Raw genomic sequence first — 21,311 nt, forward strand, 5'->3', positions numbered from 1 at the left:
AAGTTTTTCGCCCTTATTTACCGTGAACGACAGTGACAGGTTCGTGAGAAGGGGTGTACCGCCGGCTTAAGCGCTTTGCCAGCGCATCCTGCCATCAGAAGCGGGCGCGCACGTCATCGGGACACCTTTCTTTGATACGCCGCTACCGCCATTGCAATACGCGCCGGGGTGAACGTAGTTCTGTTGTACGGCGGGTGCTTCATAAATAGCGGCGGCCTCTTGCACTGGGGGATTCGCGGCCATCATTTCGTCGGCGCATTGTTGCGTCCAGCCAGAAGTTCCATCGCTGAAGAATGTGGTTCCGGTTTCGTGCAGTGAGACGTCACCGCAGGATTCGATGGTTTTCTCCATCGGAGTAGGCTGCGCCACACCAGGCGCCTCGGTGAAGCCGGTGACTTCTTCTTGCGGTTGATCCACGCCGATATCTTCGGCGCTTTCCTCGGTTGCGGGAAGAGTGGGCTGTGGAGCCTCTTCGGTAACGCTGGTGCTTGTGCTTGGTGACGTCTCACTCTCAGGAGTGGATTCAACGTCGAGTGAGGAACAGCCGCTGAGCACAAAGAGCGCAGCGGCAAGAGAGAGAAGTCGCTTCATTTCAGATCCTTTGTCTATCCACCTTCATGCTAGTGGCCGTCACCCCACATGCGCACAGAAATCACACAGTAAATGGCCAGCCTTGGAGGATAAGCTAGTGCCTCATGAAAAACGGCTTTCTACAGCGCGCTTTCTTGGCCATCCTCCTCGGCACCGCCGCTCCTGTTCCAGCGCATGCCCAGACTATGGAGACCTCGGCCGCGCAGGATCTCGGTATCAATGATCCTGACTGTAAGCCCACGGGTTCGGTCACCGAGCCGGTCGTCCTTCTCCACGGCACCTCAGCCAACGCGGCCGAATGGAATGACCTCATCCCGAAGCTCCAAGACCAAGGTATGTGCGTGTGGGCCTTCGACTACGGCGCCGAGGACATCACGTACCAGAATGCCTATGACTACATGAAGGGTATTGCGGATCTAGATTCTTCAGGGCGCGAAATAGCCGGGCACATCGAGCACATCCGTGAGGTCACCGGAGCACACAAAGTAAACCTCGTCGGTTTCTCCCAAGGCGGCCTGCACACCAAGACCTTCACGCAACTCTACGGCTCAGCAGAGGAAGTGAACCGAGTGGTTACAATCGGTGCGAACTTCCACGGGACAACGTGGGGTGACAGAGCAACACCCCTCAACACGGCGGCCAAAATCGCGCCCGATGTGGTTGATTTCCTGGGCACCAGCGCCGGCATCCAGCAGTTGCAGGGCTCGGACTTTATGGAGGATCTCAATCAGCTTCCGGACACCGCGCCCGGCGTCACCTACACGTCCATCTACTCGCCGGCGGATAACACCGTGACGCCAAATCGGACCTCTGAGCTCACCGCTGTCCCGGGCGCGGACGTGGCCAACGTGGAATCCGCTTCCGTCGAGCACGGGCAGCTGCCCCATGATCCGCGCGTGCACGAACAGATCATATGGGGACTGACGCGCTCATGACACAGATTCACGGAGCGATTGATGCGAAGGGCCGGTGCCGTCACTGGCACACGCTTGTCGATGTCATTGCGAACAAGTGCCACACCTGCGGCGGATGGTTCGCGTGTTCGCTCTGTCACGCGGAGTTAACGGATCATGACTTCGGGCCCATGCCGAAGGACGAGCTGTGCGTCATGTGCGGGGCCTGCGGCCGAACAATGACCTATGCCGAATATGCGGCATATAAATGCCCCGCGTGCGGGCACGCCTTCAATCCAGGCTGTGCGCTGCACGCGGGGACGTATTTCAGCTAGGCAACTACGGCAAAAGCGGGGCCAGCGGGGTGCCCTCGACGAGGGTCTTCAGGTACGCCAGAATGTCCGGGACGTTGAAGGTGAAGTTGCCGATGGTCACCGGGAAGGTCGGAAAAGCGTTGTTCGCTGGGGCGTTATTGCCGTTATTGGCTGGAGCACTGTGACCGCCGTTGTGGCCACCACCGTTGTTGGCAGGAGCGGTGTTGTTGGCTGGGGCACCACCGTTGTTGGCAGGTGTACCACCGCCACCGTTTAGGCCACAGCGAGCGATGGCCTCGTCGGCGCGGGCGATGGCATCGCGGATCTCGCCGCCGCGCGGGTGGAAGTTAGCAGCAGCAAGTGCCTGGGACTTCTTGCTGTTGTAGTCGGACGGGTTGGTGTAGTACTTGGTGGCCTGCTCACAGGAAATCTGGCCGGCCGGGACCTTGGCCAAGTAGTCATCCACCATGTCGGCGGAGGCGGTAGGAGCAGACAGACCGACGGCAGCAGCAACGGAGCAGAGGACAAGCTTATTTCTCATGCGCCACATTGTGCCACAGCTTTTACACGTTTGTGCAAGTACTAACGCGCCAGGAAACGATTTACCAGCGAAAAATACGCCTTCACAGTCAAATCCAAGTCTTCCAGGTAAAGGTGCTCATCGTGGCTGTGCAGCTGCGAGTTCGCGCTGGCCATGTCCCGATCCTCGGCATGCAGTGCAAAACCGTAGGCATTGCCGCCGCGGCGGCGCGCGACGCGCAGGTCGGAGCCACCTGTTGCCAGCACCGGCAGCACTTCCTTATCCGGGAAGAACTCGTGGGCGGTCTCTTCAATGCAGCGCCACAGTTCAGTATCGGTGGAGGACTGTGTGGCGTCCTCAGTAATAAGGTGCTCGATCTCTACCTCCTCGGCCATATCGCCGAGCGCTTCGCGCAGGAACTCGTCGAGTTCCTCCTGGGCCTGGCCGGGGAAGGGGCGGATGTCCATCTCTAGATAGGCGTGGGAGGGCAGCACGTTGATGGCACCACCTGCACGCAGAACAGTTTGGGCAATCGTTGTGTGCGAGAAGGCGTGGGCGTAGGCAGACAAATTGCCGAACTTTTCGTAGTCGGCGGCGGTAGCGGAGCCGTCGAGAAGCGCTGCCTCCGTTGCGGGGTCGAAGCGGAAGGTCTTGACGAACCCCTGCCACACCTCATCCGTGGCCACGGGCGGCTCAGCGGCGGCGATGCGGCGAGCAACCTCACCGATTTTGACGATGGCAAAGTCCTTCCCAAACGGCGTGGAGCCATGGCCGGCATCGCCGTGAACGTGCAGGCGGCGCTGGCCCGCGCCCTTCTCGCCCACGTTGAAGCCGAGCGCGCCGGGTAGGTGGCTGCCGCCGGTTTCCGAGAGGCAGTTGCGCACTGAGTAGGCCTCCGGGTGGTGCTTGTCCATCCAGATGGAGCCCAAGCCGCCGCGGGCCTCCTCGTCCGCCATGCCGACAAAGGCTAGGGTGCCGCCGGGGTTGCCGTGCTGAGAGACATCGCGAGTCACCGCCGCCATCGTCGCCGTAATAAAGAGCATGTCCACCGCGCCGCGGCCGTAGAGCTTGCCATCCTCGATGACGGCGTCGAAAGGCGGCTTGGTCCACTTTGGCTCGTCGACGGGGACGACATCCGTGTGTCCCATGAGCGTCAGCGGTTCCTTGTCCGGGTCACCCGGAACGGTCACCACGATGGTTACGCGGCCTGGGTGCGATTCATAGCGTTGAATCTCCACTGGGGTGCCTGCGAAAAATCGCTCCAAGGTGTCAGCATTGCGAACCTCGTTGCCGGAATCTGGCGTGAGGTCGTTCACGCAAGCATTGCGAATAAGCTCCTGGAGTAATGCGAGGGTGTCGTCGTAGAGCGTGGAATCCATGGCATAAAGGGTAGCCGTGCACAATAAAGTGCGTCGATTTACCACAACTTGAACGGTGTTCAAGTAAGGTTTCCCGCATGAGCATCGTAGATATCGCACGTGAGAAGGCCCTGGAGCAGGGCATCGGCCTCAACGAAGAAGAGCTCCTGCAGGTTCTCCAGATCCCGGATGAGCAGTTGGAAGAGATTGCGGACATCGCGCATCAAACCCGTCTCAAGTGGTGCGGCCCGGACGTCTCCGTGGAAGGCATCATCTCCATTAAAACCGGCGGCTGCCCGGAGGATTGCCACTTCTGCTCGCAGTCAGGCCTGTTCGAGTCCCCCGTGCGCGCCGCCCGCCTGAACATCCCGGAGCTGGTGGAGGCGGCCAAGAAGACCGCTAAGACCGGCGCTACGGAGTTCTGCATCGTGGCTGCGGTCAAAGCACCAGATGAGAACCTCCTGTCCCAGGTTGCCGAGGCCATCCCGGCCATCCTCGATGAAGTCGATATCGAAATCTCCCTATCCCTGGGCACGCTGACGCGCGAACAAGCCCAGCGGCTTAAGGATATGGGCGCCCAGCGCTACAACCACAACCTGGAGACGTCCAAGTCCTTCTTCCCCAACGTGGTCACGACCCACACCTGGGAGGAGCGCAAAGAAACCCTCGAGAACGTGCGTGCTGTCGGCATGGAGATTTGTTCCGGGGGCATCATTGGCATGGGTGAGTCCCTCGAGGACCGCGCCGAGTTTGCCTACCAGCTGGCGCAGATTGAGCCTTGCGAGGTGCCGATGAACTTCCTCGACCCGCGCCCGGGCACTCCGTTCGCGAACTATCCGCTGGTACCGCTCGGTGAGGCGCTGCGCGCCGTGGCCGCCTTCCGCCTGGCCATGCCGTCTGTAACTCTCCGCTTTGCGGGTGGCCGCGAGCTCTCCCTCGGTGACGACGGCACCGAAAAGGGCCTCCTCGGCGGCATCAACGCCATCATCGCCGGCAACTACCTGACCACGCTGGGCAAGCAGATTGAAAAGGACGTCGACATGCTCGGCCGCATCGACCTGCCCATCAAGGCGCTCTGATGAAAAACTCGACGGAACTGGCCGCCGCCGTCCTTGCCGGCGAGGAGCCGCTGTTCCATCCCAATACCGGCAAGCCACTGAGCGAGGACTTTACCTTGCATCCAGCGGCCGCGGCTGGCCTAGACGTCCCGCGCTATTGCCAGTTGTGCGGGCGCCGCATGGTGGCGCAGGTGCGCCCGGACGGCTGGAACGCGCGCTGCTCGCGCCATGGTGAGCTCGACTCGGACCACCTCTATGAGGAGGCACTTCCGTAAGCTGGGGCACCATGGATCCCGCCGTTGCCCACGCCCACCAGTCCGCGTTGCGCTCCATCTCCCGGGTCGTCGCCGAGATTGCTAAGCCGACTCCCCCACAACAGGCACTGGAGGCCGTCGCCGAGCAACTGCGCCGCGGCAACGTCATGGTCCTCACCGGGGCAGGAGTCTCTACAGAATCGGGCGTGCCCGACTACCGCGGCCCGCACGGTTCCCTCAGCCGCCACCGCCCCATGACCTATCAGGAGTTTCTGCACGACCCGCAGGCCTCGCACCGCTACTGGGCACGCGCTTTCGTTGGCTGGCGGGTCATGCAAGCTGCACACCCCAACCGCACGCACTACGCGTTGGTCGAACTCGAGCGCGCCGGGCTCCTTACGGGTGTTGTCACCCAAAACGTCGACGGCCTCCACGAAGAAGCCGGGCAGCGCAACCTCATCGCCCTGCACGGAGACATGCAGCACGTGGTGTGCTTGAGCTGCGGATACGAAGAAACACGCGCGGACTACGACGCCCGCGCGGCCACAGCTAACCCGACATATCTGCAACGCTGGATAGTAAACAAAGAGGACGTTAACCCCGACGGCGACGTTGCCCTCAGCCAAGAAGCGGTCGAAGAATTTGTCATGCCCGGCTGCGTGCGGTGCGGTTCGCCGCGGCTCAAGCCCGACGTGGTCTATTTCGGCGAGCCCGTTCCGACTTTTAAAAAGGACGCCGCCTACGCGATGGTCAACGCGTCTGACTCCCTGCTGGTAGCCGGCTCGTCGCTGGCGGTGATGAGCGGCTTCCGCTTCGTTCTGGAGGCAAAGAAACAGGGCAAGCGTGTGGCCACCATCAATGGAGGGCCAGGACGCGCGGATGACCGCGTGGACACACTGTGGCGGACCCAGGTGGGGCCGGCTTTCGATGCGGTTCTCGACGAGCTGGAGCTCTAGAGCCGCTCCAGTTCCTCGAGGACAAACTGGCATACCCGTTTATCCATGGGCATATCCTCGTGGCGAATAATCGCAAGGCGCTCGATGTCCTGGATATAGACGTTGTGGACATTCGGGCCATTGAGGAAACAGGTGTTTGGTGGAACCACGATGGCGTCGGCGCGCGTGGCGATGCACGTATAGCTCACCCCGGGTTCGACCTCGCTGCCGCGGTTCGTGGCCTCAATTATCTTGCTGCCGGTTACTTGCTGCATTCCGGCGGGGCCAAACCAGGCGTCGATAAGCGAGCGCGCCACTTCCTCCTGCCTTTCGCTGCGAAAGAGGGGGCTGGCGATTCCACCCTGGGTCGTGCCGTGGTTGGGTGCACTGATACAGACGACGTGCCGTACACACTCTGCGCCGTCGTGCATGCGCATCCAGTACCGAGCCAATAACCCACCTTGTGAATGCCCGACGAGGATTACTTGTTCAGCGCCGGTAACGGTGCGGACGGCGTTGATGTAGGCGTCGAGCTGCCGGGCGGATTCCTGCAGGGGGCCGGTGGCGCGGGTCCCGTAGTCAGGGGCGAAGGTGGCCCAGCCAGCGGCGCGGAGCATTCCTGCGAGAACCTGCCATATCCCCTTGCTGTCGCAGGTTCCGTGGATCAAAACAACCGGCCAGGGTCGTTCTGCGGTGGGACGCGCGGACCAGTCGTCTTCGTAGACGCCGCGTGGACGTCTGCGGGCACCGAGGGGGAGTGGGATCATGGAATTTCAGTTTACTCTTGACCCCTATCCAACTTTCGTACTAAGCTAAGGCTTGCCTAATTTGGTCCGGCGGTGAGCTCCACACCGCACGCGCTACCGGATTAGTCATGGGGATAGGGCCCGCCGCTTCACCGCGGCGGGCTTCTTTCATGGATACACTCGCGGGCATGACCGACCTGCAGCATGTCCACTCCGTCAACGAAGCGGTTGCGCGCCTCAGCGAGCTCTATGACAGTTCTTGCGAGCTGGCACGTCACGCACTCGCCTCGGGGGACCACGACGCCTACCGCCACGTGGTCTACCCGAAGATCACCGTGCATGTGCGTCAGTGGACGCCCATCGACCGCTCTGAACCCTTCGGCTACGTGGACCAAGAGGGCCGCTACTCGGCGGTGATATCAAAGCCATGGCTGATTCGTGGATACCTCACAGAGCAGCTCACACGGCTCACCAATAACTATCCCTGCGATATTTACGTTGGCCAATCAGATGAGCGCATCCCGCCGGAATATATCCGGGGGATTACAGAAATTCCCCAGGACCGCGGCGACATACCCCGGCCCACGCTCGATGCGGTGCATGACGGAATCGTTGACGGCGCCTGGAAAGCCTTCCACGGGAAGGAAAAGCCACTCTTTCACTTTGGCCCGCAGCGCTTCGATATCGCCTGCGCCCGCATCGAGCACTACACCGGCATCGAGGTGGACGCCGTGCAGAAGTACATCCTGTTCACCAACTACGCCATGCACACCACCGAGTTCGTTAAGTTCGGCCTGCGCGAGCTGGCCCGGGAAGACTCGCGCTACACCGCGCTCGTGCTGCCCACGGGAGAGACCATCCACCCCAATGACGCGGTGCTTCTCGACGTCGACGGGCTCACCCTCACCTCCCGCTACCAGATGCCACGTTTTGATCTCATCACCGCCGGCGGCGATGGCATCACGATGATCAACATTGGCGTCGGCCCCTCCAACGCCAAGACCATCACGGACTGTCTCGCGGTGCTGCGCCCCGAGGCCTGGATCATGATCGGCCACTGCGCAGGGCTTGATGGCCGCATGCGCATCGGAGACCTCATCCTGGGCAATGCTTATCAGCGCGAAGACCACATCCTCGACGGCACCGTCACCACCAGCAACCCGATTCCCGCTATCCCGGAGATCCAGCGCATGCTGGAGGCCGCCGTCGACGAGGTCTATGGGAAAGACAATTCGCTCATGCGCACCGGCACGGTGCTCTCCACCGATGACCGCAACTGGGAGTGGCGCACCTCCCGGGACTTGTGGGAATGGCTGCGCCACTCCACCGCAGTGGCAGTAGATATGGAATCCTGCACCCTCGCCGCCAACGGCTACCGCTACCGCATCCCGTACGGCACGCTGTTGTCGGTTTCTGATTTGCCCCTGCACGCCGTACCTAAACTTCCCGCCCAAGCGCAGGCCTTTTATTCGAATTCGAAGGAGGCCCACGTCATGTGCGCGGTGCGCGCGGTGGAGGCCTTGGCGGAGAATCCGGAGCGGCTGCGCACCCGCAAATTGCGGCGAACGGTGGCAGAGGTTCCGTTCCGCTGAGGGAGATGATTAAACTGAGGGAAATGCACAATCTGGCGAAGGAGACCTAGACGATGAGCACCCCGGAGTGGTGGAACCCGGAACGCGAGAACCTGACCTGGGAGGTCTTCGGTGAGGCCAGTCGCTTCCTGTCCCAAGAAATCGTGGATTCGGGCTGGTTCCCGGACCTCATCGTGGGCGTGGCCCGCGGTGGATTGATCCCAGCCGGCGCTATTGGCTACGCCATCGGCGTCAAGGAGATGGGCGCTATCAACGTGGAGTTCTACACCGATATCGGTGAGACCCTTCCGGAGCCGATTCTCCTTAACCCGCAGCTAGATACAGACTCGCTCAAGGATAAGAAGGTCCTCGTCGTTGATGACGTGGCGGATTCCGGCAAGACCCTCGACCTCGTGGTCAACCTGCTCGAGCAGACCGCATCCGAGGTCAAGTCCGCGGTGATCTACACGAAGCCGACCACCATCTTTGAGCCGGACTTCTCGTGGAAGAAGACCGATCAGTGGATCAACTTCGCATGGTCCGTCCTGCCGGTCATCACGCGCGATGGCTCTTTCCAGGAAGGACATTAATGCCAGAAGTCTCCGCCGGTTCTTTCCGCGCGGCCTTCAGCTCGCCCGCCCGCTTTCGCAAGGAAGTGTTTGGCGGGCTTGCTGTTGCGCTCGCCCTCATCCCAGAAGTCTTAAGTTTCTCTATCCTCGCCGGACTCGACCCTAAGGTGGGGCTTTTCGCCTCCGTCATCATGGCGATGTCCATCGCCATCACCGGTGGGCGCCCAGCCATGATTTCTGCCGCGGCGGGTTCGGTCGCCGTGGTGATCGCGCCGCTGGCACACGAGCATGGCCTGCAGTACGTGCTGCTGACCATCTGGATGGCGGGCATCCTGCAAGTAATGATGGCCGTGCTGGGCGTCGCCAAGCTCATGCGTTTCATCCCCCGCAGCGTCATGTTAGGTTTCGTCAACGCGCTGGGTATCCTCATGTTTACCGCGCAGCTGAGCCATCTGTGGAACGTGCCGTGGCTGGTGTATGTCCTCGTCGCCTTGGGCCTGCTGATCATGGTGGTATGGCCCCGAATCACCACGGTGATCCCCGCGCCGCTCGTGGCGATCGTGGTTGTCACCGTGCTGACTGTGATTTTTGGGTGGCAGGTTCCCGACGTTGCAGACCAAGGCGAGCTGCCGACCTCCCTGCCTGGCTTCATTATTCCGGATGTGCCGTGGACGAAGGACACTCTCCTCCTCTGCCTTCCCTATGCACTGGGCGTGGCGCTGGTCGGCCTCATGGAATCTCTGCTCACCGCCAAGCTTGTCGATGACCTCACGGACACCCACTCCGATAAGACACGCGAATCCGTAGGACAGGGCATCGGCAACATGCTCGCCGCGGCCATCGGCGGCATGGGCGTGTGCGCGATGATCGGCCAGACCATGATCAACGTCAAGGAATCCCAGGCGCGCACGCGCTTGTCGACGTTCCTCGCCGGCGTCTTCCTCCTCGTCCTCATCCTCGTGTTGGGGGATACCGTAGGAAAAATCCCCATGGCCGCTCTCGTGGCAGTCATGTTCATGGTGTCTTACCACACCGTGGATTGGCGCTCGGTGCGCACGATTCACCGCATGCCTCTGAGCGAAACCCTCGTCATGCTGGTGACGGTGATTGGCACCTTGGCCACGAATAACCTGGCGGTCGGTGTGATTCTCGGCGTTCTTACCGCCTCGGTGGCCTTTGCGCGCCGCGTGGCGCACCTGGTGTCGGTGGAGCTGGAGGGCAACGTCTACACCGTGCGCGGCCAGCTTTTCTTCGCGTCGTCCAACGATCTGGTCTACGCCTTCGATTACACCCTGCCGGTGGACAAGGTCATTGTGGATTTCTCGGAGGCCGATATCTGGGATGCCTCAACCGTGGCGGTGCTTGAATCCGTGGAAAACAAGTACGCAAGTCGTGGAGTAGCGGTGGAATTCCGCGGCCTCGATGGCGTTAGCCTCGCGCGCTACCAGAGGATTTCTGGTTTGGGTTAGGTAAACCTACCAGAAAAAGTGTTATGACGTGCGAGTTTGCTTAAGATCGCCTTGCTAGCGCGTCCAGAGAATTTCTGTATTGTGGGAACAACACACGAAAGGATTAACTCTTATGGATGAGAAACTGCAAACGCTCCTCAACGCCCAGGTCAATAACGAGCACGGCGCAGCCCTGATTTACACCCAGCTGGCCTACGAGATGGACAACCTGTCCTTCCCGGGTATGCGCGATTGGTTCTTCAAGCAGGCAGAGGAAGAGCGCGAGCACGCACAGAAGTTCGCCGAGCACCTGTTGGACCGTGGCTACCGCGTCGAGTTGGAGGATATCCAGGTCGGCTCCGTCAAGGCCGCCACCCCGCTTGATGCTTTTGAGGCCTCCCTCGCGCATGAGCAGAAGGTCTCGGAGCAGATCCGGGAGATCGCCCGCACCGCGGATGCCGCCGGGGATCTCGATTCCCGCGCCCTCATCAACTGGTTCCTCGAGGAGCAGGTTGAGGAGGAGTCCACCGTGTCCGAAATCATTGACCAGCTCAAGCTGGTGGGCAATGACGGCTCGGGTCTGCTGCGCATCGATGGTTCGCTGGCGCAACGGTAACGAAGCCATATAGTTTCTAGGAATTCTCCCACAGCCCCCTGCGGTTGGTGGGAGAATTTCTTTTATGACTACAACGCGCCTGATGCTGATTTGCGGTGCCCTGGCCGGCCTTGTGATCGCATTGGTCGGCGGCACGTGGCTGGCCGCAACGAACATGGCGCTGGGAACCTTCTTCTTCGCTCTCGCCGTGATGCTCGGCCCGTTCGCGGGTCTAGCACTGTTGCTCTGCGCCGCTGCTGCATCGACGGCGTTGAGCCGCTCCCTGTTTAGCGTCGGCGGCTTGTTCCTCGTGGGGGCCACCTCGACGTTGTGGGCGCAGGGCACGCTGTCGCTCCCGCTCTTCGTGGCGGGCACGCTGACTGGAGCTAGTGCGGTCTGGCTACACTGGGCGCATGGCAAGTTTGCTCTTCGACCTTTATGGCGTGCTCATGCGGCCCGCCGGGAACTCTGAGTTGGAGGATTACCTCCGTCCCGAAAATGTAGAGCACTTTTGGTCCATCTATGAGGAGTTTCGCCCTGCCTATAATGCTGGGCACCTGAGCGATGCGCAGTATTGGGGCCGCATTCGCGCGCTGACGGAACTGAGCTCCTTTGACGTCAGCCACGCGACCGAACTGGACACCGAGCGCCTGTTGGTCGCCGATGAAGAGATGGTGCGCGCGGTCCTAGGGTTTATTGCTCAAGGGCATAGCGTCGGCATTTTGGCGAATGTTCCGACGGTTCTGGGAACTCGGATCCGCCAGACGCAGCCTTGGCTGAAGGAATGCGCTGCCGTGACGCTGAGCTGCGATATTGGGGTAGCCAAGCCGGATCCGGAGGCCTACCTCGTGGCCGTGGTTGCCCTCGGCGCGCAGGCCAAGGACACGCACTTCTTCGATGATCGGCCGGACTTCGTCACCGCCGCCCAGCGTCTCGGGCTCAAGGCCCACCTTTTTACGGGAATCGACTCGGTTTACTTTTAGGCAGCTTTCGCCTCGCGGCCGAGCTCCAGCGGAACGCGCAGCAGCGGATCAAGCGCTACAGCGCGGGTGCAGGCGCGAACAATCTCGGTGTGCGAAGGAATCATGCGCAGCTCCACTGGGTGATCGGTGGCCTGGCGCACGGCGGAAGCAAAGAGCTTCGGGGCCGCCGGATCATCGGAGAAGGCGCCGCCGGCGACTACGAGGGTATCGGGCTTATGCTGCGTTAAAAGTTCAGCAGCGGTGGCCCCGAGGGAGCGCGCGCGGTCGTCGAGAAGCGCCCGCGTTTCTTCATCAGCATTCGCCACCACGTCTGGGAATGAGTCTCCGCCGGTCTCATTCAGCATCGCCTGCGTGGCCAGGACGTCAGCTTTGTCGAGTTCGAGCTGCACAATTTCATCGCCCAAGGTCAGCGCGGCGCCAACGGAGTCATCCGCGTAGAGCACCATGACGGGCTTCTCCGCGCCCAGCTCCGCAGACTGCGTCTCGGATCCCAGGATGGCAGGGATGACGGAAGACACGACAACCGGAACGCCGAACTGGTACTCCAGACGGCTGGCGATATCCATCTCGTCCCAGCCCAGGTTGTGGGCGGTAATGCGCCCAGCTGCGTTCACGCTGCCGGAGGTGGTCACGCCGACTGAAACCAAACGTCGATCCAGGCCGGTCATCAGGCGGTTGACACCAGCAATGATGTGCTCGATAACATCGCTTGCACTCAAGCGCGACACCGGGGTAGCCACGTCTTCCTCGCGCAGGGTGCGTCCCTTGGTGTCGAAGAAGGCGATGCGGGTAAAGGCGGTGCCAACCGCAATACCAACCAGCATCCAATCATTATCCGCCACTTCCAGGGGCACGGTGGGGCGCCCGCGGCCGCGGGACTGCGTCAAATCCGTGCGCTCACGAATCAGTCCAGCACCCAGCAGCGCGGCAGTGGCGCGGGTAATCGTCGGCTGGGAGAGTCCCGTGGCTTCGACAAGTTCACTGCGGGTAACAACGGGGTTGAGTCGAATGATGTGGAGGCACTTCGCCGCTGGGGTGCGGGGGCGAGTGAACACGGGACCAGATTTAATCATGGCGCAAGTATAAATTCAGCAGACCGCATTGTCTAATAGAAATTGGGATTCAGTAGACATCATAGTCTAGAAGTGTGCCTGCGTTAGAGTAGTGTTCATGGATTCTGTTGCTGTGTACTGCGGCTCCGCCGCTGGAAACTCTGAAGCCTATGGCCAAGCCGCACACCTTTTGGGGGAGGAGCTCGCGCGGCGCAACCTCACCCTGGTTTATGGCGGCGGTGACGTAGGCCTGATGGGCATCGTCGCAGATTCCTGCCTTGCCGCCGGCGGCACCGTCATTGGGGTTATCCCGCGGCAGCTCGTTGATTACGAGATGTCACACCAGCGGGTAACCAAACTCGAAATCGTGGACACCATGGCGCAGCGCAAAACGCGTATGGAGGAACTCGCGGATGCCTTCGTGTGCCTGCCGGGTGGCGTGGGAACGCTAGAGGAGCTCACCGAGGTGCTCACCTTGCAACAGTTGGGGAACCTGGATAGCCCGGTGGGTCTCGTAGACGTGAAGGGATTCTGGCAGCCGTTTATAAGAATGTACTCTGCAATGGTGCAGGAGGGATTCGTTCAGAAGCGCTTCCTCGATGCTCTCGTGGTGAACCCCTCTCCTGCTGAAGTGCTCAACGAATTTACATCCTGGACAAGCCCGGGAAGTAAGTGGAGCAACAATTAGCTAACAAGCTGGTAAATAAGGCGGCGCTGGGTTGGCCCAAACCCCTGGATCTTCGTTAGACTTCGCCCTTATGAGTTTTGACCAGAACGCAGAGCGCCAGCCTTCGCTGCTGGACGCGTCGTGCGATAATTTCGTCCACGACCTCGCGCAGCTCACGCCCACCGATGCCACCGCGTGGGGAATTCCCGGCTTCGACGGTGAGTTGGAAGATTTCTCCCCGGAGTACTACTCCTCCGTGGCGGATCGCACTCGTGAGATGATGGCGGATCTCGATGCCCTCGATGACACCACCGACGAATCCGACGATGACGACGATTTTGACGAGGTGGACTACGTCACCGCCGCCGTCTTGCGCGACCGTCTCTGCCTGGATCTTGACCTGCACCATGCCGGTGAGGACATCCGTTGCCTTAACAACATTGCCTCCCCGGTGCAGACCATTCGCGACACCCTCATGCTCATGCCGAAGGACACCCCGGAGCAGCTTGATGCATTGCGTTCGCGCCTGTCGAAGGTGGCAACCTCGCTCAACGGCTACAAGGAGTCCCTCACCGAGGCGGCTTCGCGTGGCATGGTCGCGCCGCAGCGCCAGATCTCCGATGTCTTCGTGCAATGCGAGCGGCTTGCCGACGCCGGCTCCATGCTCGAGGACCTTGGCGTTGAAGGCCCAGAGGTGGACGCGGCCAAGGAAGCCTTCGGCGAGTTCGCCGATTGGCTCTCTAACGAGCTGCAGCCGCAGGCACCATCGCAGGATGCGGTGGGCCGAGAGCGCTACGAGCGCTTCTCCAAGCTTTTCGTTGGCGATGCCGTGGACCTCGATGAGGCCTATGAGTGGGGCATGGACCAGGTGCGCTCCATCAAGGCGGAACAAGAAAAGATCGCCCACGAGCTCTATGGCTCCGACGTCACCGTGCGCGCGGCCATGCGCAAACTCAACGAAGAGGAGCGCTACCAGCTGCACGGCACCGACGCGCTAGTGGAGTGGATGCAGTCCACCGCGGACCGCGCGATCAAGGACCTCGACGGCAACGCCTTCGACATCCCGGAGGCCGTTAAAGAAATCGAGTGCTGTATCGACCCGGCCGGCACCGGCGGCATCTTCTACACCTCGCCCTCCGATGATTTCTCCCGCCCCGGCCGCATGTGGTGGTCCGTACCGGCTGGCCAGGAGCTTTTCCACACCTGGCAGGAGCTGACAACCGTCCACCACGAGGGCGCGCCGGGCCACCATCTGCAGATTGGCGCCGCGCTGACCCAGCCGGACCTCAACCTATGGCGCCGTGCGGTGACGTGGAACTCTGGCCACGGTGAGGGCTGGGCTCTATACGCTGAAGCACTCATGGCGGAGCTGGGATACATGGATGATCCGGGCTTCCGCATGGGGCTTCTCGACGCCCAACGCTTCCGCGCCGCCCGCGTCGTGGTGGATATCGGACTCCACCTGGGCAAGGCGTTGCCGGAGTGCACTGCGTCCGGCATCTGGGACAAGTCCCACGTCAAGACCTTCATGCGTGAGAACACCGCGATGGATGACGCTAACCTCTCCTTCGAGGTCACCCGTTACCTGGGCTGGCCGGGCCAGGCGCCGTCTTATGCTCTGGGCCAGCGCCTGTGGCAGCAGACCCGCGACGCTGCCGTGGAGCAGGGCATGGACGTACGTGATTTCCACTCCCAGGCGTTAGCCCTAGGTTCGGTGCCCATGTCGATTCTGCGCGAGACCATTCTGGACTAGTTGTCAGACTCTTGGATTTATCCACTAGCGGCGGAATAGCCCCAAAATCTGGGGCAAATATCCCGCGGTGACGAGCACGATGATGAGCCGGATAATCTGTACGGCCACCACGGCTGGGCCGGCGCCGCCTTCCGCGGAGAGCGCGAGCACCGTCTCCAGCGCGCCGGGTGAGGTGGCGAGGTAAGCCTCGAAGTAGGTGATGTCCAGCCATGCGGTCAAAGGCACAGCAGTGAGCGCGCACACGCCAATGACGACAATGATGAAGAGGATCGTCGCCGGTAGCTGGTTGGCGAAGGCCCGCAAGGCTGGCACCGAAAGCCCGCCACCGCAGACCCAGCCGATGGACATAAACGCCATGATCTTGAACACGTAGAGCGGCTCCAAAGTGTGGCCGGCTGGAATAACCTGCGCGACCAGCACCGTCAAGATGAGTGGCCCCAAAACAGCAGCAGCTGGCAAACGCACCAGCTTGCCTAGCTTCTCACCAACCACGGCGATGGTGACCGTCAACCCCACGATCCACCACGTGACCTCGCCGTCAACGCTCATGTCGACGCCTTTGCCCGCGGGGGCGTCTAACAAGGAGACCACCAAGGGGAGGGACACCGACACCGCCAGAAGGCGCAGGTATTGCGTCAGCGCCACGTAGCGGTAGTCCGCACCGAGTTCGCTGGCTAGCGCGGGCATGAGCGAGGCCCCGCCCGGCAGCATGGATAAGATTCCGGTTTCCCAGGAAATATCTTTTGGCTGTGAGCGGTGTAGCAGCACGCCGCCGGCGACACCGATAAGCACGGTGATGAGTGACATCGTCACCGCGGCTGGCACAAAGCCAAGGAGCGTGGAGGCAGGAACTAAGGTCAGTGGTATGCCCGCCATCATTCCGATGAACCCGCGGGCGACAGAATAAAAGTGCTCGTTAACGGCGAGTTCTTTGCCCGTCGTCAAGGCCATGGCTCCCGAGACCACGATGGCGCCGAGGATCCAGGCTGCGGGTACGTGAAGGTAGCTAAACAATGCCCCCAGTGCTGCAGACCCCGGGGCCACGATGACCCATCTCGTACGAACAGACATGGAATCGAGTTTAATGATGGACATGGATTTCGGATTAGGCGGTTGGGCGATTCTCACCATCGGCGCTGCCGCGGCCGGATGGATCGATGCCGTCATTGGCGGCGGCGGCCTTGTGCTCATTCCGCTCATCCTGGCGGTCGCACCCCAGCTTGCGCCCGCCACAGCCCTGGCCACGAACAAGGTGGCGGCGGTCTCTGGAACGGCCTCTGCTGCCGTAACACTCGTCAAGAAGGTTCGCCCGCCGAAGGGCGAGCTCATGCGCATGGGACTCATCGCGCTGGTGTGCTCTGGACTCGGGGCCACAGCAGCCGCACTCATGGACAAGGACGTCATGCGGCCGGTCATCATTGTGCTTATGGTGGCAGTCGGCATCTTTGTGGCCTTTCGCCCGGACTTCGGCAGCGGCGAAAGAGACGGAATCCGCGGCGGCTGGCGCACGTGGGCAGGGTTAGCCGCTGTCGCTGCCATCGCCTTCTACGATGGCATCTTTGGCCCCGGCACCGGCATGTTCCTCATCATGGCCTTTACCGCTATCTTCTCGCAGAATTTCCTCACCTCCGCAGCGATGGCGAAAGTGGTCAACACGTGTACCAACGTCGGTGCGCTCGTGGTGTTTATCGTGGGTGGCCACGTGGTGTGGGGTCTCGCCTTAGTTCTCGCAGCAGCAAATATCATTGGCGCGCAGCTGGGCGCGCGGACTGTGCTTGGCGGTGGTGCAAAGCTCATCCGCTATGCGCTTCTCGCACTCGTCGTGGTGATGAGCGTGTACCTGTCCTGGCAGCAGTGGGGTTAAATCCGGTTCTTCGTCTTCGCCGTGGCCACAGCGTTCCATGGATCCTCCGGCCACGGGTGTTTGGGGTAGCGCCCGCGCATGTCGGCGCGCACGCCGGCATAAGGCCCAGCCCAGAAGCTGGCTAGGTCATCGGTGACGGCGAGCGGGCGACCGGCGGGGGACAGTAGATGAAACTGCACGCGGTGGCCGCAGTACTCGGGCGATTCAGCCAGGCCGAAGCATTCCTGCAGCTTGATGGAGACCACGGGTCGCTCGCCGGACCAATCGATCCTCGCAGCACGTCCGGACGGAACCGCTAACCGTTCCGGCGCGAGCTCATCCAAGCGGCTAGCTTCGGGCCAGGGGAGCAAGCGCTGCAGCGCCGGGTACATGTCTGGCCGCTTCCCGGCAGCCAGCTCATGCAGCTCCGGCTCCAGCCAGCTCAGATCATCGCCGTCCACGTCCGGCCACGGATTCCCGTATGCCCTATGCAGATGACGCATACGTTCCCGCAGGTTTTGAGCCTTGTCACTGAAGTGAAACAGATTTAAACCCTGTCCGGAGTTGCGTAGTGCCTCCACCGCCTCATCACCGGAGACCTTCACTGGGGTTTCCGACAACACGATGGCGCCTGCCGCACGCACGCGCATGCCACGGGCCTTGGGACCGTCGAGAAATGCTCGCGTCTCTTCGGTCACGCCGATGATGTCGAGTGCGTCCTTTTCCGCAATGGGCACTGCTTCACGAATGATGGCGTTTCCAGATCGCGCCAACGACACCTCAGCTACCGCCAACCAGTCGTGACCATCCTCGAAATACCGCGCGCGCGTACCGCTGGCGAGCAAAAACTCCTTGTCGCCCACGCGCTTAGCCACGAACTCCGGGAAGGCGCTAGCGACCACCACGCCTGGGTCCACCGGACCCTTGTTGGGCACTAGGCGGGCAAGCCGCTTCGGATCCGAATCATCCAGGCGGGCAATCGTCTGTGCTGCTCCCGCGCCGTACTTCAACAGTGCCGCGCCCCATCGTGGGTGCGTTGGCAGTAACGCCAGCTCTTCGCCAGCGTTGAGCAGGTCGAGGACGCGGTGGGCGTCGGCAAGCGCAGGTCCCGGTGGGGGATCCAGCAAGGGGAAATCCGGTCCCGCGCCCCAACTATCCATGAACAGTGCCGCCTGCGTGAGGTCCGCAGAAAGAATTTCTGGAATCACGTGCGGGGAAAAGTGCTGGTAATCCTCCTGCGAATAGCAGCGGACGACGGTACCCGGCGCCTCACGTCCGGCACGTCCGGCGCGTTGATCGGCGCTGCTTTTCGACGTCGACACTGTCACCAACCCACTCATCCCGCGCTGCGCATCCCGCTTGGGCACGCGGGATAGCCCGGCATCGATGACGGTGCGCACGCCTGGCACGGTCAGCGAAGATTCCGCGATGGACGTCGCCACCACGATGCGCGGCTCGCGCGTATAAAGCGCCGCATCCTGCTCTTGCGTGGTCTGGCGGCCATGGAGCGGAAAAACGTTATGGCCACTCAGTGCATCACACACCAGGTTGACCTCGCGCACGCCGGGAACAAAGACCAGCGTGGACTCGTGCTGCCGCGCGGCAACCCTCGCCACGCCTTTCCAAAAGTCTCGATCTCCCGCAGCGCGCCCCGGAATCGGTTCATAGGAAATATCGAGTGGGTACGTGACAGCCTCAGTGGAATGGATCGGCGCATTCCCCATAAGCTGGGAGAAGCGGGTGGCGTCGACAGTCGCGGACATGGCAATAACCCGAAAGTCATCGCGGAGCTGCGCCAACTCTAAGCACATACCGAGTACGAGGTCAGTATCGAGCTGGCGTTCGTGGACCTCGTCGATGGCCACGGCGGAAATCCCTTCAAGTTCCGGATCCCGCAACAGTCGGCGTAACAAAACACCTGGGGTAACAAACTCGACGTCCGCGCCTTTGCGGGAATCACCGCGCACCGCATAGCCGATGCGCTGGCCTGACAACTCCTGAAGGCGGTTTGCCGCCGCACGCACCGCCACGCGGCGTGGTGCGGTGACGAGAACCTTGCCCTCTACCTGGTTCGCTAATGCCGGTGGAATAAGCGTGGTCTTACCGGTGCCGGGCGGGGCCTGGACCACGACGTGGCCGTCTGAAGGAAGCGAATCAATGGTCTCTAGGACGGGAAGTCCCTTGCCGATTGCCTTGAGATCAAACATCGAGATCTTGGCGCTCCCACCTATCTTCGTTGTCCTCCAGCTTGCGCACCACGCGCCCCGGTGAGCCCAGGACCAGCGAGTTATCCGGTACGTCGCGGGTCACCAGTGAGCCTGCGCCTACGACGCAGTTCTTGCCCACGGTGACGCCAGGCAGGACCGTGACGTTGGCGCCAAACCAGGTGTTATCACCGATGGTGATAGGTTTAGCTATTTCCCAGCCCTCCGCCCGCATCTCATGATCGTTGACGGGGTGGCCCACCGTGATGAGCGAACAGTTCGGCCCCATCATGACGCGGTCTCCGAGGGTTACAGGCGCTTGCGCCTGGATTGTCGCACCAAAGTTGATGAACACCCCTTTGCCAACCGTGACGTTGCGGCCGTATTCCAGGTTAAGCGGCGTGTGGAGGCCGGGTACTTCGGACTCGGGGGAGAGCAGCGCGCGCAGGATGTCGTGCGCGCGGTCGCGATCGGTGTTGTGCAGCTCGTTGAGTTCTTTGACCAACCGGAATCCGCGCTGGTGCTCGGCGTTGACCTCCTCGTTGACACTGGGCATGAACCACTGCCCGCTGGTCATGCGCTCAATGGATCCGTGATCCGCCAAGTTCTCCTGTGACATGGCAAAAGAATAAACATGTTGAGCGGAAATGTCGATCGCGTGAGCATATCGGCGTACGCTCAAACGTTGACACGTTAACAAAATGTGAAAGGCACATTTATGGCAAAAATCGGCATCATTCTTGGCTCTACCCGCGACGACCGCGCCGGGCTGGCCATCGCCCAATGGGTCACTGACCTGGCCCAAGGTCGCGACGTTGACTACGAGCTCATTGACCTCAAGGCCTTCGACGTTCCAATTCTCACTTCTTCCGTCATCCCTATGGCGGCAAACAAAAATTACGAGGACCCGAATGTCCAAGCTTGGTCCGATGCCATTGATGCCTGCGACGGCTATATCTTCGTTACCCCGGAGTACAACCACTCCGTGCCGGGTGCGTTCAAGAACGCCGTCGATTCCTTGGGCGCTGAGTGGGTGGCCAAGCCGATTGCCTATGTGGGCTATAGCTTTAGCGGCGGCATCCGCGCGGTGGAGGCGTGGCGTCTCATCATGGCTAATTTCTCCATGAAGCAGCTGCGCACTCAGCTTGATATCTCGCTCAATACTGACATGAAGGATGGCACCTTTACCCCGGCCGACTTCAAGATCGAGATCGTGGAAAACATCTGCGCCGAGCTGGAAGAAGTCCTATCCTAGGGCGCATGGAAAAGGTAGCAGTTGTCACAGGAGCGTCCTCGGGGATCGGGGAGGCGTCGGCAAGAGCGTTGGCGGCCGACGGTTGGCATGTCGTCGTCGGTGCGCGTCGCGTAGAGCGCCTTGAGGCCCTCGCGAAGGACATCGGTGGCGAGGCCTATGCCCTCGACGTAACCTCGGACGAGTCCGTGGCTGAGTTCGTCTCCCACCTCGACCGCGTGGACCTCTTGGTCAACAACGCCGGTGGCGCGAAGGGCTTGGAACCTCTCGTGGAGACCACCGTAGAGGACTGGCAGTGGATGTACGACGTCAACGTCCTCGGCACTGTCCGTATGATCCAAGCCCTCATGCCGAAGCTGCGGGGTGGGCTCATTATCAACATGGGATCCGTTGCCGGGTGGAACGTTTACGAGGGCGGCTCCGGCTACAACGCCGCCAAGCATGGCGTGCGCGTGATTTCTCGTGCATTACGTATCGAGGAGCACGGTGTCCGCGTCACCGAACTCGACCCGGGCCGTGTAGCCACGGAAGAATTTTCCCTTAATCGTTTTCGGGGCGACACCGAACGTGCCGCACAGGTGTATGACGGCGAGCTCAACCTCACCGCAGAAGACATCGCTGAGGCCGTGCGTTGGGTGGCCTCGCTGCCGGAGCACGTCAACATTGACACCATGACCATTAAGCCGCGCACGCAAAGCTAAACCG

24 protein-coding genes are annotated in these 21,311 nt (G+C 61.4%); 16 read left to right on the top strand and 8 right to left on the bottom strand.

All coding sequences use genetic code 11. The features are described 5' to 3' along the window. Positions 1-66 precede the first annotated feature (66 nt). Positions 67-591: a lipoprotein gene (locus HMPREF2996_RS11725; protein WP_070731443.1), complete on the bottom strand. Its 525-nt coding sequence runs from the start codon at positions 589-591 to the stop codon at positions 67-69. Between the two features lie 104 nt (positions 592-695). Between HMPREF2996_RS11725 and HMPREF2996_RS11730 the strand changes: the two genes are divergently transcribed. Further along, the gene (locus HMPREF2996_RS11730) at positions 696-1,526 is read left to right on the top strand and encodes an esterase/lipase family protein (protein WP_070731444.1); all 831 of its coding nucleotides are present in this window, start codon (positions 696-698) and stop codon (positions 1,524-1,526) included. Beyond that, the gene (locus HMPREF2996_RS12585; protein WP_083313819.1) at positions 1,523-1,819 is read left to right on the top strand and encodes a CHY zinc finger protein; all 297 of its coding nucleotides are present in this window, start codon (positions 1,523-1,525) and stop codon (positions 1,817-1,819) included. Before HMPREF2996_RS11730 ends, HMPREF2996_RS12585 begins: the two co-directional genes overlap by 4 nt. 4 nt (positions 1,820-1,823) lie before the next feature. On the opposite strand, the gene HMPREF2996_RS11735 is transcribed toward HMPREF2996_RS12585, so the two are convergent. Together HMPREF2996_RS11735 and HMPREF2996_RS11740 are read right to left on the bottom strand one after the other, a co-directional pair. Beyond that, on the bottom strand, positions 1,824-2,339 hold the full coding sequence (locus HMPREF2996_RS11735) for a hypothetical protein (protein ID WP_371441133.1): 516 nt from the start codon (positions 2,337-2,339) through the stop codon (positions 1,824-1,826). Positions 2,340-2,380: 41 nt separating this feature from the next. Then, the gene (locus tag HMPREF2996_RS11740; protein WP_070731446.1) at positions 2,381-3,697 is read right to left on the bottom strand and encodes a M20/M25/M40 family metallo-hydrolase; all 1,317 of its coding nucleotides are present in this window, start codon (positions 3,695-3,697) and stop codon (positions 2,381-2,383) included. Between the two features lie 77 nt (positions 3,698-3,774). On the opposite strand from HMPREF2996_RS11740, the gene bioB reads away from it, so the two are divergent. Genes bioB through HMPREF2996_RS11755 form a run of 3 tightly spaced genes read left to right on the top strand, consistent with a single transcriptional unit; the run spans position 3,775 to position 5,944 of the window. Then, entirely contained in the window at positions 3,775-4,755 is a 981-nt protein-coding gene (gene bioB, locus HMPREF2996_RS11745) for a biotin synthase BioB (RefSeq protein ID WP_046648630.1), read from the top strand. Next, positions 4,755-5,009 (top strand): biotin synthase auxiliary protein BsaP, encoded by a 255-nt coding sequence (locus HMPREF2996_RS11750; RefSeq protein ID WP_070731447.1) that lies wholly within the window; start codon positions 4,755-4,757, stop codon positions 5,007-5,009. Before bioB ends, HMPREF2996_RS11750 begins: the two co-directional genes overlap by 1 nt. Positions 5,010-5,020: 11 nt before the next feature. After that, on the top strand, positions 5,021-5,944 hold the full coding sequence (locus tag HMPREF2996_RS11755) for a Sir2 family NAD-dependent protein deacetylase (RefSeq protein WP_070731448.1): 924 nt from the start codon (positions 5,021-5,023) through the stop codon (positions 5,942-5,944). Here the strand turns inward: HMPREF2996_RS11755 and HMPREF2996_RS11760 are convergent. Continuing rightward, positions 5,941-6,690, bottom strand: a complete 750-nt coding sequence (locus tag HMPREF2996_RS11760) for an esterase/lipase family protein (RefSeq protein ID WP_070731449.1) — start codon at positions 6,688-6,690, stop codon at positions 5,941-5,943. The two genes, HMPREF2996_RS11755 and HMPREF2996_RS11760, sit on opposite strands and share 4 nt — an antisense overlap. Positions 6,691-6,857: 167 nt before the next feature. Between HMPREF2996_RS11760 and amn the strand changes: the two genes are divergently transcribed. From amn to HMPREF2996_RS11790, 6 genes are all read left to right on the top strand, one after another. Next, entirely contained in the window at positions 6,858-8,261 is a 1,404-nt protein-coding gene (gene amn / locus HMPREF2996_RS11765) for an AMP nucleosidase (protein ID WP_070444423.1), read from the top strand. A 53-nt stretch (positions 8,262-8,314) separates the two neighbouring features. Further along, positions 8,315-8,830 (top strand): phosphoribosyltransferase, encoded by a 516-nt coding sequence (locus HMPREF2996_RS11770; RefSeq protein WP_010188260.1) that lies wholly within the window; start codon positions 8,315-8,317, stop codon positions 8,828-8,830. Further along, the gene (locus HMPREF2996_RS11775) at positions 8,830-10,278 is read left to right on the top strand and encodes a SulP family inorganic anion transporter (protein ID WP_070731450.1); all 1,449 of its coding nucleotides are present in this window, start codon (positions 8,830-8,832) and stop codon (positions 10,276-10,278) included. Before HMPREF2996_RS11770 ends, HMPREF2996_RS11775 begins: the two co-directional genes overlap by 1 nt. A 112-nt stretch (positions 10,279-10,390) precedes the next feature. After that, positions 10,391-10,873 (top strand): ferritin, encoded by a 483-nt coding sequence (locus HMPREF2996_RS11780; protein WP_070645020.1) that lies wholly within the window; start codon positions 10,391-10,393, stop codon positions 10,871-10,873. Positions 10,874-10,937: 64 nt separating this feature from the next. Continuing rightward, positions 10,938-11,324: a hypothetical protein gene (locus HMPREF2996_RS11785; RefSeq protein WP_070444414.1), complete on the top strand. Its 387-nt coding sequence runs from the start codon at positions 10,938-10,940 to the stop codon at positions 11,322-11,324. Next, the gene (locus HMPREF2996_RS11790) at positions 11,266-11,835 is read left to right on the top strand and encodes an HAD-IA family hydrolase (RefSeq protein WP_070731451.1); all 570 of its coding nucleotides are present in this window, start codon (positions 11,266-11,268) and stop codon (positions 11,833-11,835) included. Before HMPREF2996_RS11785 ends, HMPREF2996_RS11790 begins: the two co-directional genes overlap by 59 nt. Here HMPREF2996_RS11790 and HMPREF2996_RS11795 read toward each other — a convergent pair. After that, on the bottom strand, positions 11,832-12,908 hold the full coding sequence (locus HMPREF2996_RS11795) for an ROK family protein (RefSeq protein ID WP_070731452.1): 1,077 nt from the start codon (positions 12,906-12,908) through the stop codon (positions 11,832-11,834). The genes HMPREF2996_RS11790 and HMPREF2996_RS11795 overlap by 4 nt on opposite strands. Positions 12,909-13,005: 97 nt before the next feature. On the opposite strand from HMPREF2996_RS11795, the gene HMPREF2996_RS11800 reads away from it, so the two are divergent. Beyond that, positions 13,006-13,575 carry an LOG family protein gene (locus HMPREF2996_RS11800; protein WP_070731494.1) on the top strand — a complete coding sequence of 190 codons (570 nt, stop codon included), beginning with the start codon at positions 13,006-13,008 and terminating at the stop codon, positions 13,573-13,575. Between the two features lie 70 nt (positions 13,576-13,645). Beyond that, positions 13,646-15,307: a DUF885 domain-containing protein gene (locus tag HMPREF2996_RS11805; protein WP_070444406.1), complete on the top strand. Its 1,662-nt coding sequence runs from the start codon at positions 13,646-13,648 to the stop codon at positions 15,305-15,307. Between the two features lie 24 nt (positions 15,308-15,331). On the opposite strand, the gene HMPREF2996_RS11810 is transcribed toward HMPREF2996_RS11805, so the two are convergent. Continuing rightward, the gene (locus HMPREF2996_RS11810) at positions 15,332-16,378 is read right to left on the bottom strand and encodes an AbrB family transcriptional regulator (protein WP_246823039.1); all 1,047 of its coding nucleotides are present in this window, start codon (positions 16,376-16,378) and stop codon (positions 15,332-15,334) included. Between the two features lie 16 nt (positions 16,379-16,394). Here HMPREF2996_RS11810 and HMPREF2996_RS11815 point away from each other — a divergent pair, with 16 nt between their 5' ends. Then, on the top strand, positions 16,395-17,171 hold the full coding sequence (locus tag HMPREF2996_RS11815; protein WP_371441135.1) for a TSUP family transporter: 777 nt from the start codon (positions 16,395-16,397) through the stop codon (positions 17,169-17,171). Here HMPREF2996_RS11815 and HMPREF2996_RS11820 read toward each other — a convergent pair. Both HMPREF2996_RS11820 and HMPREF2996_RS11825 read right to left on the bottom strand, forming a co-directional pair. Continuing rightward, entirely contained in the window at positions 17,168-19,357 is a 2,190-nt protein-coding gene (locus HMPREF2996_RS11820) for an ATP-dependent RNA helicase (protein ID WP_070731454.1), read from the bottom strand. The two genes, HMPREF2996_RS11815 and HMPREF2996_RS11820, sit on opposite strands and share 4 nt — an antisense overlap. Further along, on the bottom strand, positions 19,350-19,973 hold the full coding sequence (locus tag HMPREF2996_RS11825) for a sugar O-acetyltransferase (RefSeq protein WP_070710470.1): 624 nt from the start codon (positions 19,971-19,973) through the stop codon (positions 19,350-19,352). The genes HMPREF2996_RS11820 and HMPREF2996_RS11825 overlap by 8 nt, the downstream gene beginning before the upstream one ends. Before the next feature lie 99 nt (positions 19,974-20,072). On the opposite strand from HMPREF2996_RS11825, the gene HMPREF2996_RS11830 reads away from it, so the two are divergent. Beyond that, positions 20,073-20,609 carry an NADPH-dependent FMN reductase gene (locus HMPREF2996_RS11830; RefSeq protein WP_070444398.1) on the top strand — a complete coding sequence of 179 codons (537 nt, stop codon included), beginning with the start codon at positions 20,073-20,075 and terminating at the stop codon, positions 20,607-20,609. A 5-nt stretch (positions 20,610-20,614) separates the two neighbouring features. Beyond that, positions 20,615-21,307, top strand: coding sequence for an SDR family oxidoreductase (locus HMPREF2996_RS11835; RefSeq protein ID WP_070645002.1), 693 nt, complete (start codon positions 20,615-20,617; stop codon positions 21,305-21,307). The last annotated feature ends 4 nt before the right edge of the window (positions 21,308-21,311 follow it).

Source organism: Corynebacterium sp. HMSC066C02, assembly GCF_001814945.1.
GTDB lineage: Bacteria > Actinomycetota > Actinomycetes > Mycobacteriales > Mycobacteriaceae > Corynebacterium > Corynebacterium aurimucosum.

Coding starts and splice junctions, on each gene's coding strand:
- HMPREF2996_RS11790 (WP_070731451.1), top strand. CDS start 11,266: ATGGCAAGTTTGCTCTTCGACCTTTATGGCGTGCTCATGCGGCCCGCC.
- bioB (WP_046648630.1), top strand. CDS start 3,775: ATGAGCATCGTAGATATCGCACGTGAGAAGGCCCTGGAGCAGGGCATC.
- HMPREF2996_RS11800 (WP_070731494.1), top strand. CDS start 13,006: ATGGATTCTGTTGCTGTGTACTGCGGCTCCGCCGCTGGAAACTCTGAA.
- HMPREF2996_RS11725 (WP_070731443.1), bottom strand. CDS start 591: ATGAAGCGACTTCTCTCTCTTGCCGCTGCGCTCTTTGTGCTCAGCGGC.
- HMPREF2996_RS11795 (WP_070731452.1), bottom strand. CDS start 12,908: ATGATTAAATCTGGTCCCGTGTTCACTCGCCCCCGCACCCCAGCGGCG.
- HMPREF2996_RS11760 (WP_070731449.1), bottom strand. CDS start 6,690: ATGATCCCACTCCCCCTCGGTGCCCGCAGACGTCCACGCGGCGTCTAC.
- HMPREF2996_RS11825 (WP_070710470.1), bottom strand. CDS start 19,973: ATGTCACAGGAGAACTTGGCGGATCACGGATCCATTGAGCGCATGACC.
- HMPREF2996_RS11815 (WP_371441135.1), top strand. CDS start 16,395: ATGGACATGGATTTCGGATTAGGCGGTTGGGCGATTCTCACCATCGGC.
- HMPREF2996_RS11835 (WP_070645002.1), top strand. CDS start 20,615: ATGGAAAAGGTAGCAGTTGTCACAGGAGCGTCCTCGGGGATCGGGGAG.
- HMPREF2996_RS11820 (WP_070731454.1), bottom strand. CDS start 19,357: ATGTTTGATCTCAAGGCAATCGGCAAGGGACTTCCCGTCCTAGAGACC.
- HMPREF2996_RS11805 (WP_070444406.1), top strand. CDS start 13,646: ATGAGTTTTGACCAGAACGCAGAGCGCCAGCCTTCGCTGCTGGACGCG.
- HMPREF2996_RS11755 (WP_070731448.1), top strand. CDS start 5,021: ATGGATCCCGCCGTTGCCCACGCCCACCAGTCCGCGTTGCGCTCCATC.
- HMPREF2996_RS11730 (WP_070731444.1), top strand. CDS start 696: ATGAAAAACGGCTTTCTACAGCGCGCTTTCTTGGCCATCCTCCTCGGC.
- HMPREF2996_RS11780 (WP_070645020.1), top strand. CDS start 10,391: ATGGATGAGAAACTGCAAACGCTCCTCAACGCCCAGGTCAATAACGAG.
- amn (WP_070444423.1), top strand. CDS start 6,858: ATGACCGACCTGCAGCATGTCCACTCCGTCAACGAAGCGGTTGCGCGC.
- HMPREF2996_RS11810 (WP_246823039.1), bottom strand. CDS start 16,378: ATGTCTGTTCGTACGAGATGGGTCATCGTGGCCCCGGGGTCTGCAGCA.
- HMPREF2996_RS11770 (WP_010188260.1), top strand. CDS start 8,315: ATGAGCACCCCGGAGTGGTGGAACCCGGAACGCGAGAACCTGACCTGG.
- HMPREF2996_RS11775 (WP_070731450.1), top strand. CDS start 8,830: ATGCCAGAAGTCTCCGCCGGTTCTTTCCGCGCGGCCTTCAGCTCGCCC.
- HMPREF2996_RS12585 (WP_083313819.1), top strand. CDS start 1,523: ATGACACAGATTCACGGAGCGATTGATGCGAAGGGCCGGTGCCGTCAC.
- HMPREF2996_RS11750 (WP_070731447.1), top strand. CDS start 4,755: ATGAAAAACTCGACGGAACTGGCCGCCGCCGTCCTTGCCGGCGAGGAG.
- HMPREF2996_RS11740 (WP_070731446.1), bottom strand. CDS start 3,697: ATGGATTCCACGCTCTACGACGACACCCTCGCATTACTCCAGGAGCTT.
- HMPREF2996_RS11830 (WP_070444398.1), top strand. CDS start 20,073: ATGGCAAAAATCGGCATCATTCTTGGCTCTACCCGCGACGACCGCGCC.
- HMPREF2996_RS11735 (WP_371441133.1), bottom strand. CDS start 2,339: ATGAGAAATAAGCTTGTCCTCTGCTCCGTTGCTGCTGCCGTCGGTCTG.
- HMPREF2996_RS11785 (WP_070444414.1), top strand. CDS start 10,938: ATGACTACAACGCGCCTGATGCTGATTTGCGGTGCCCTGGCCGGCCTT.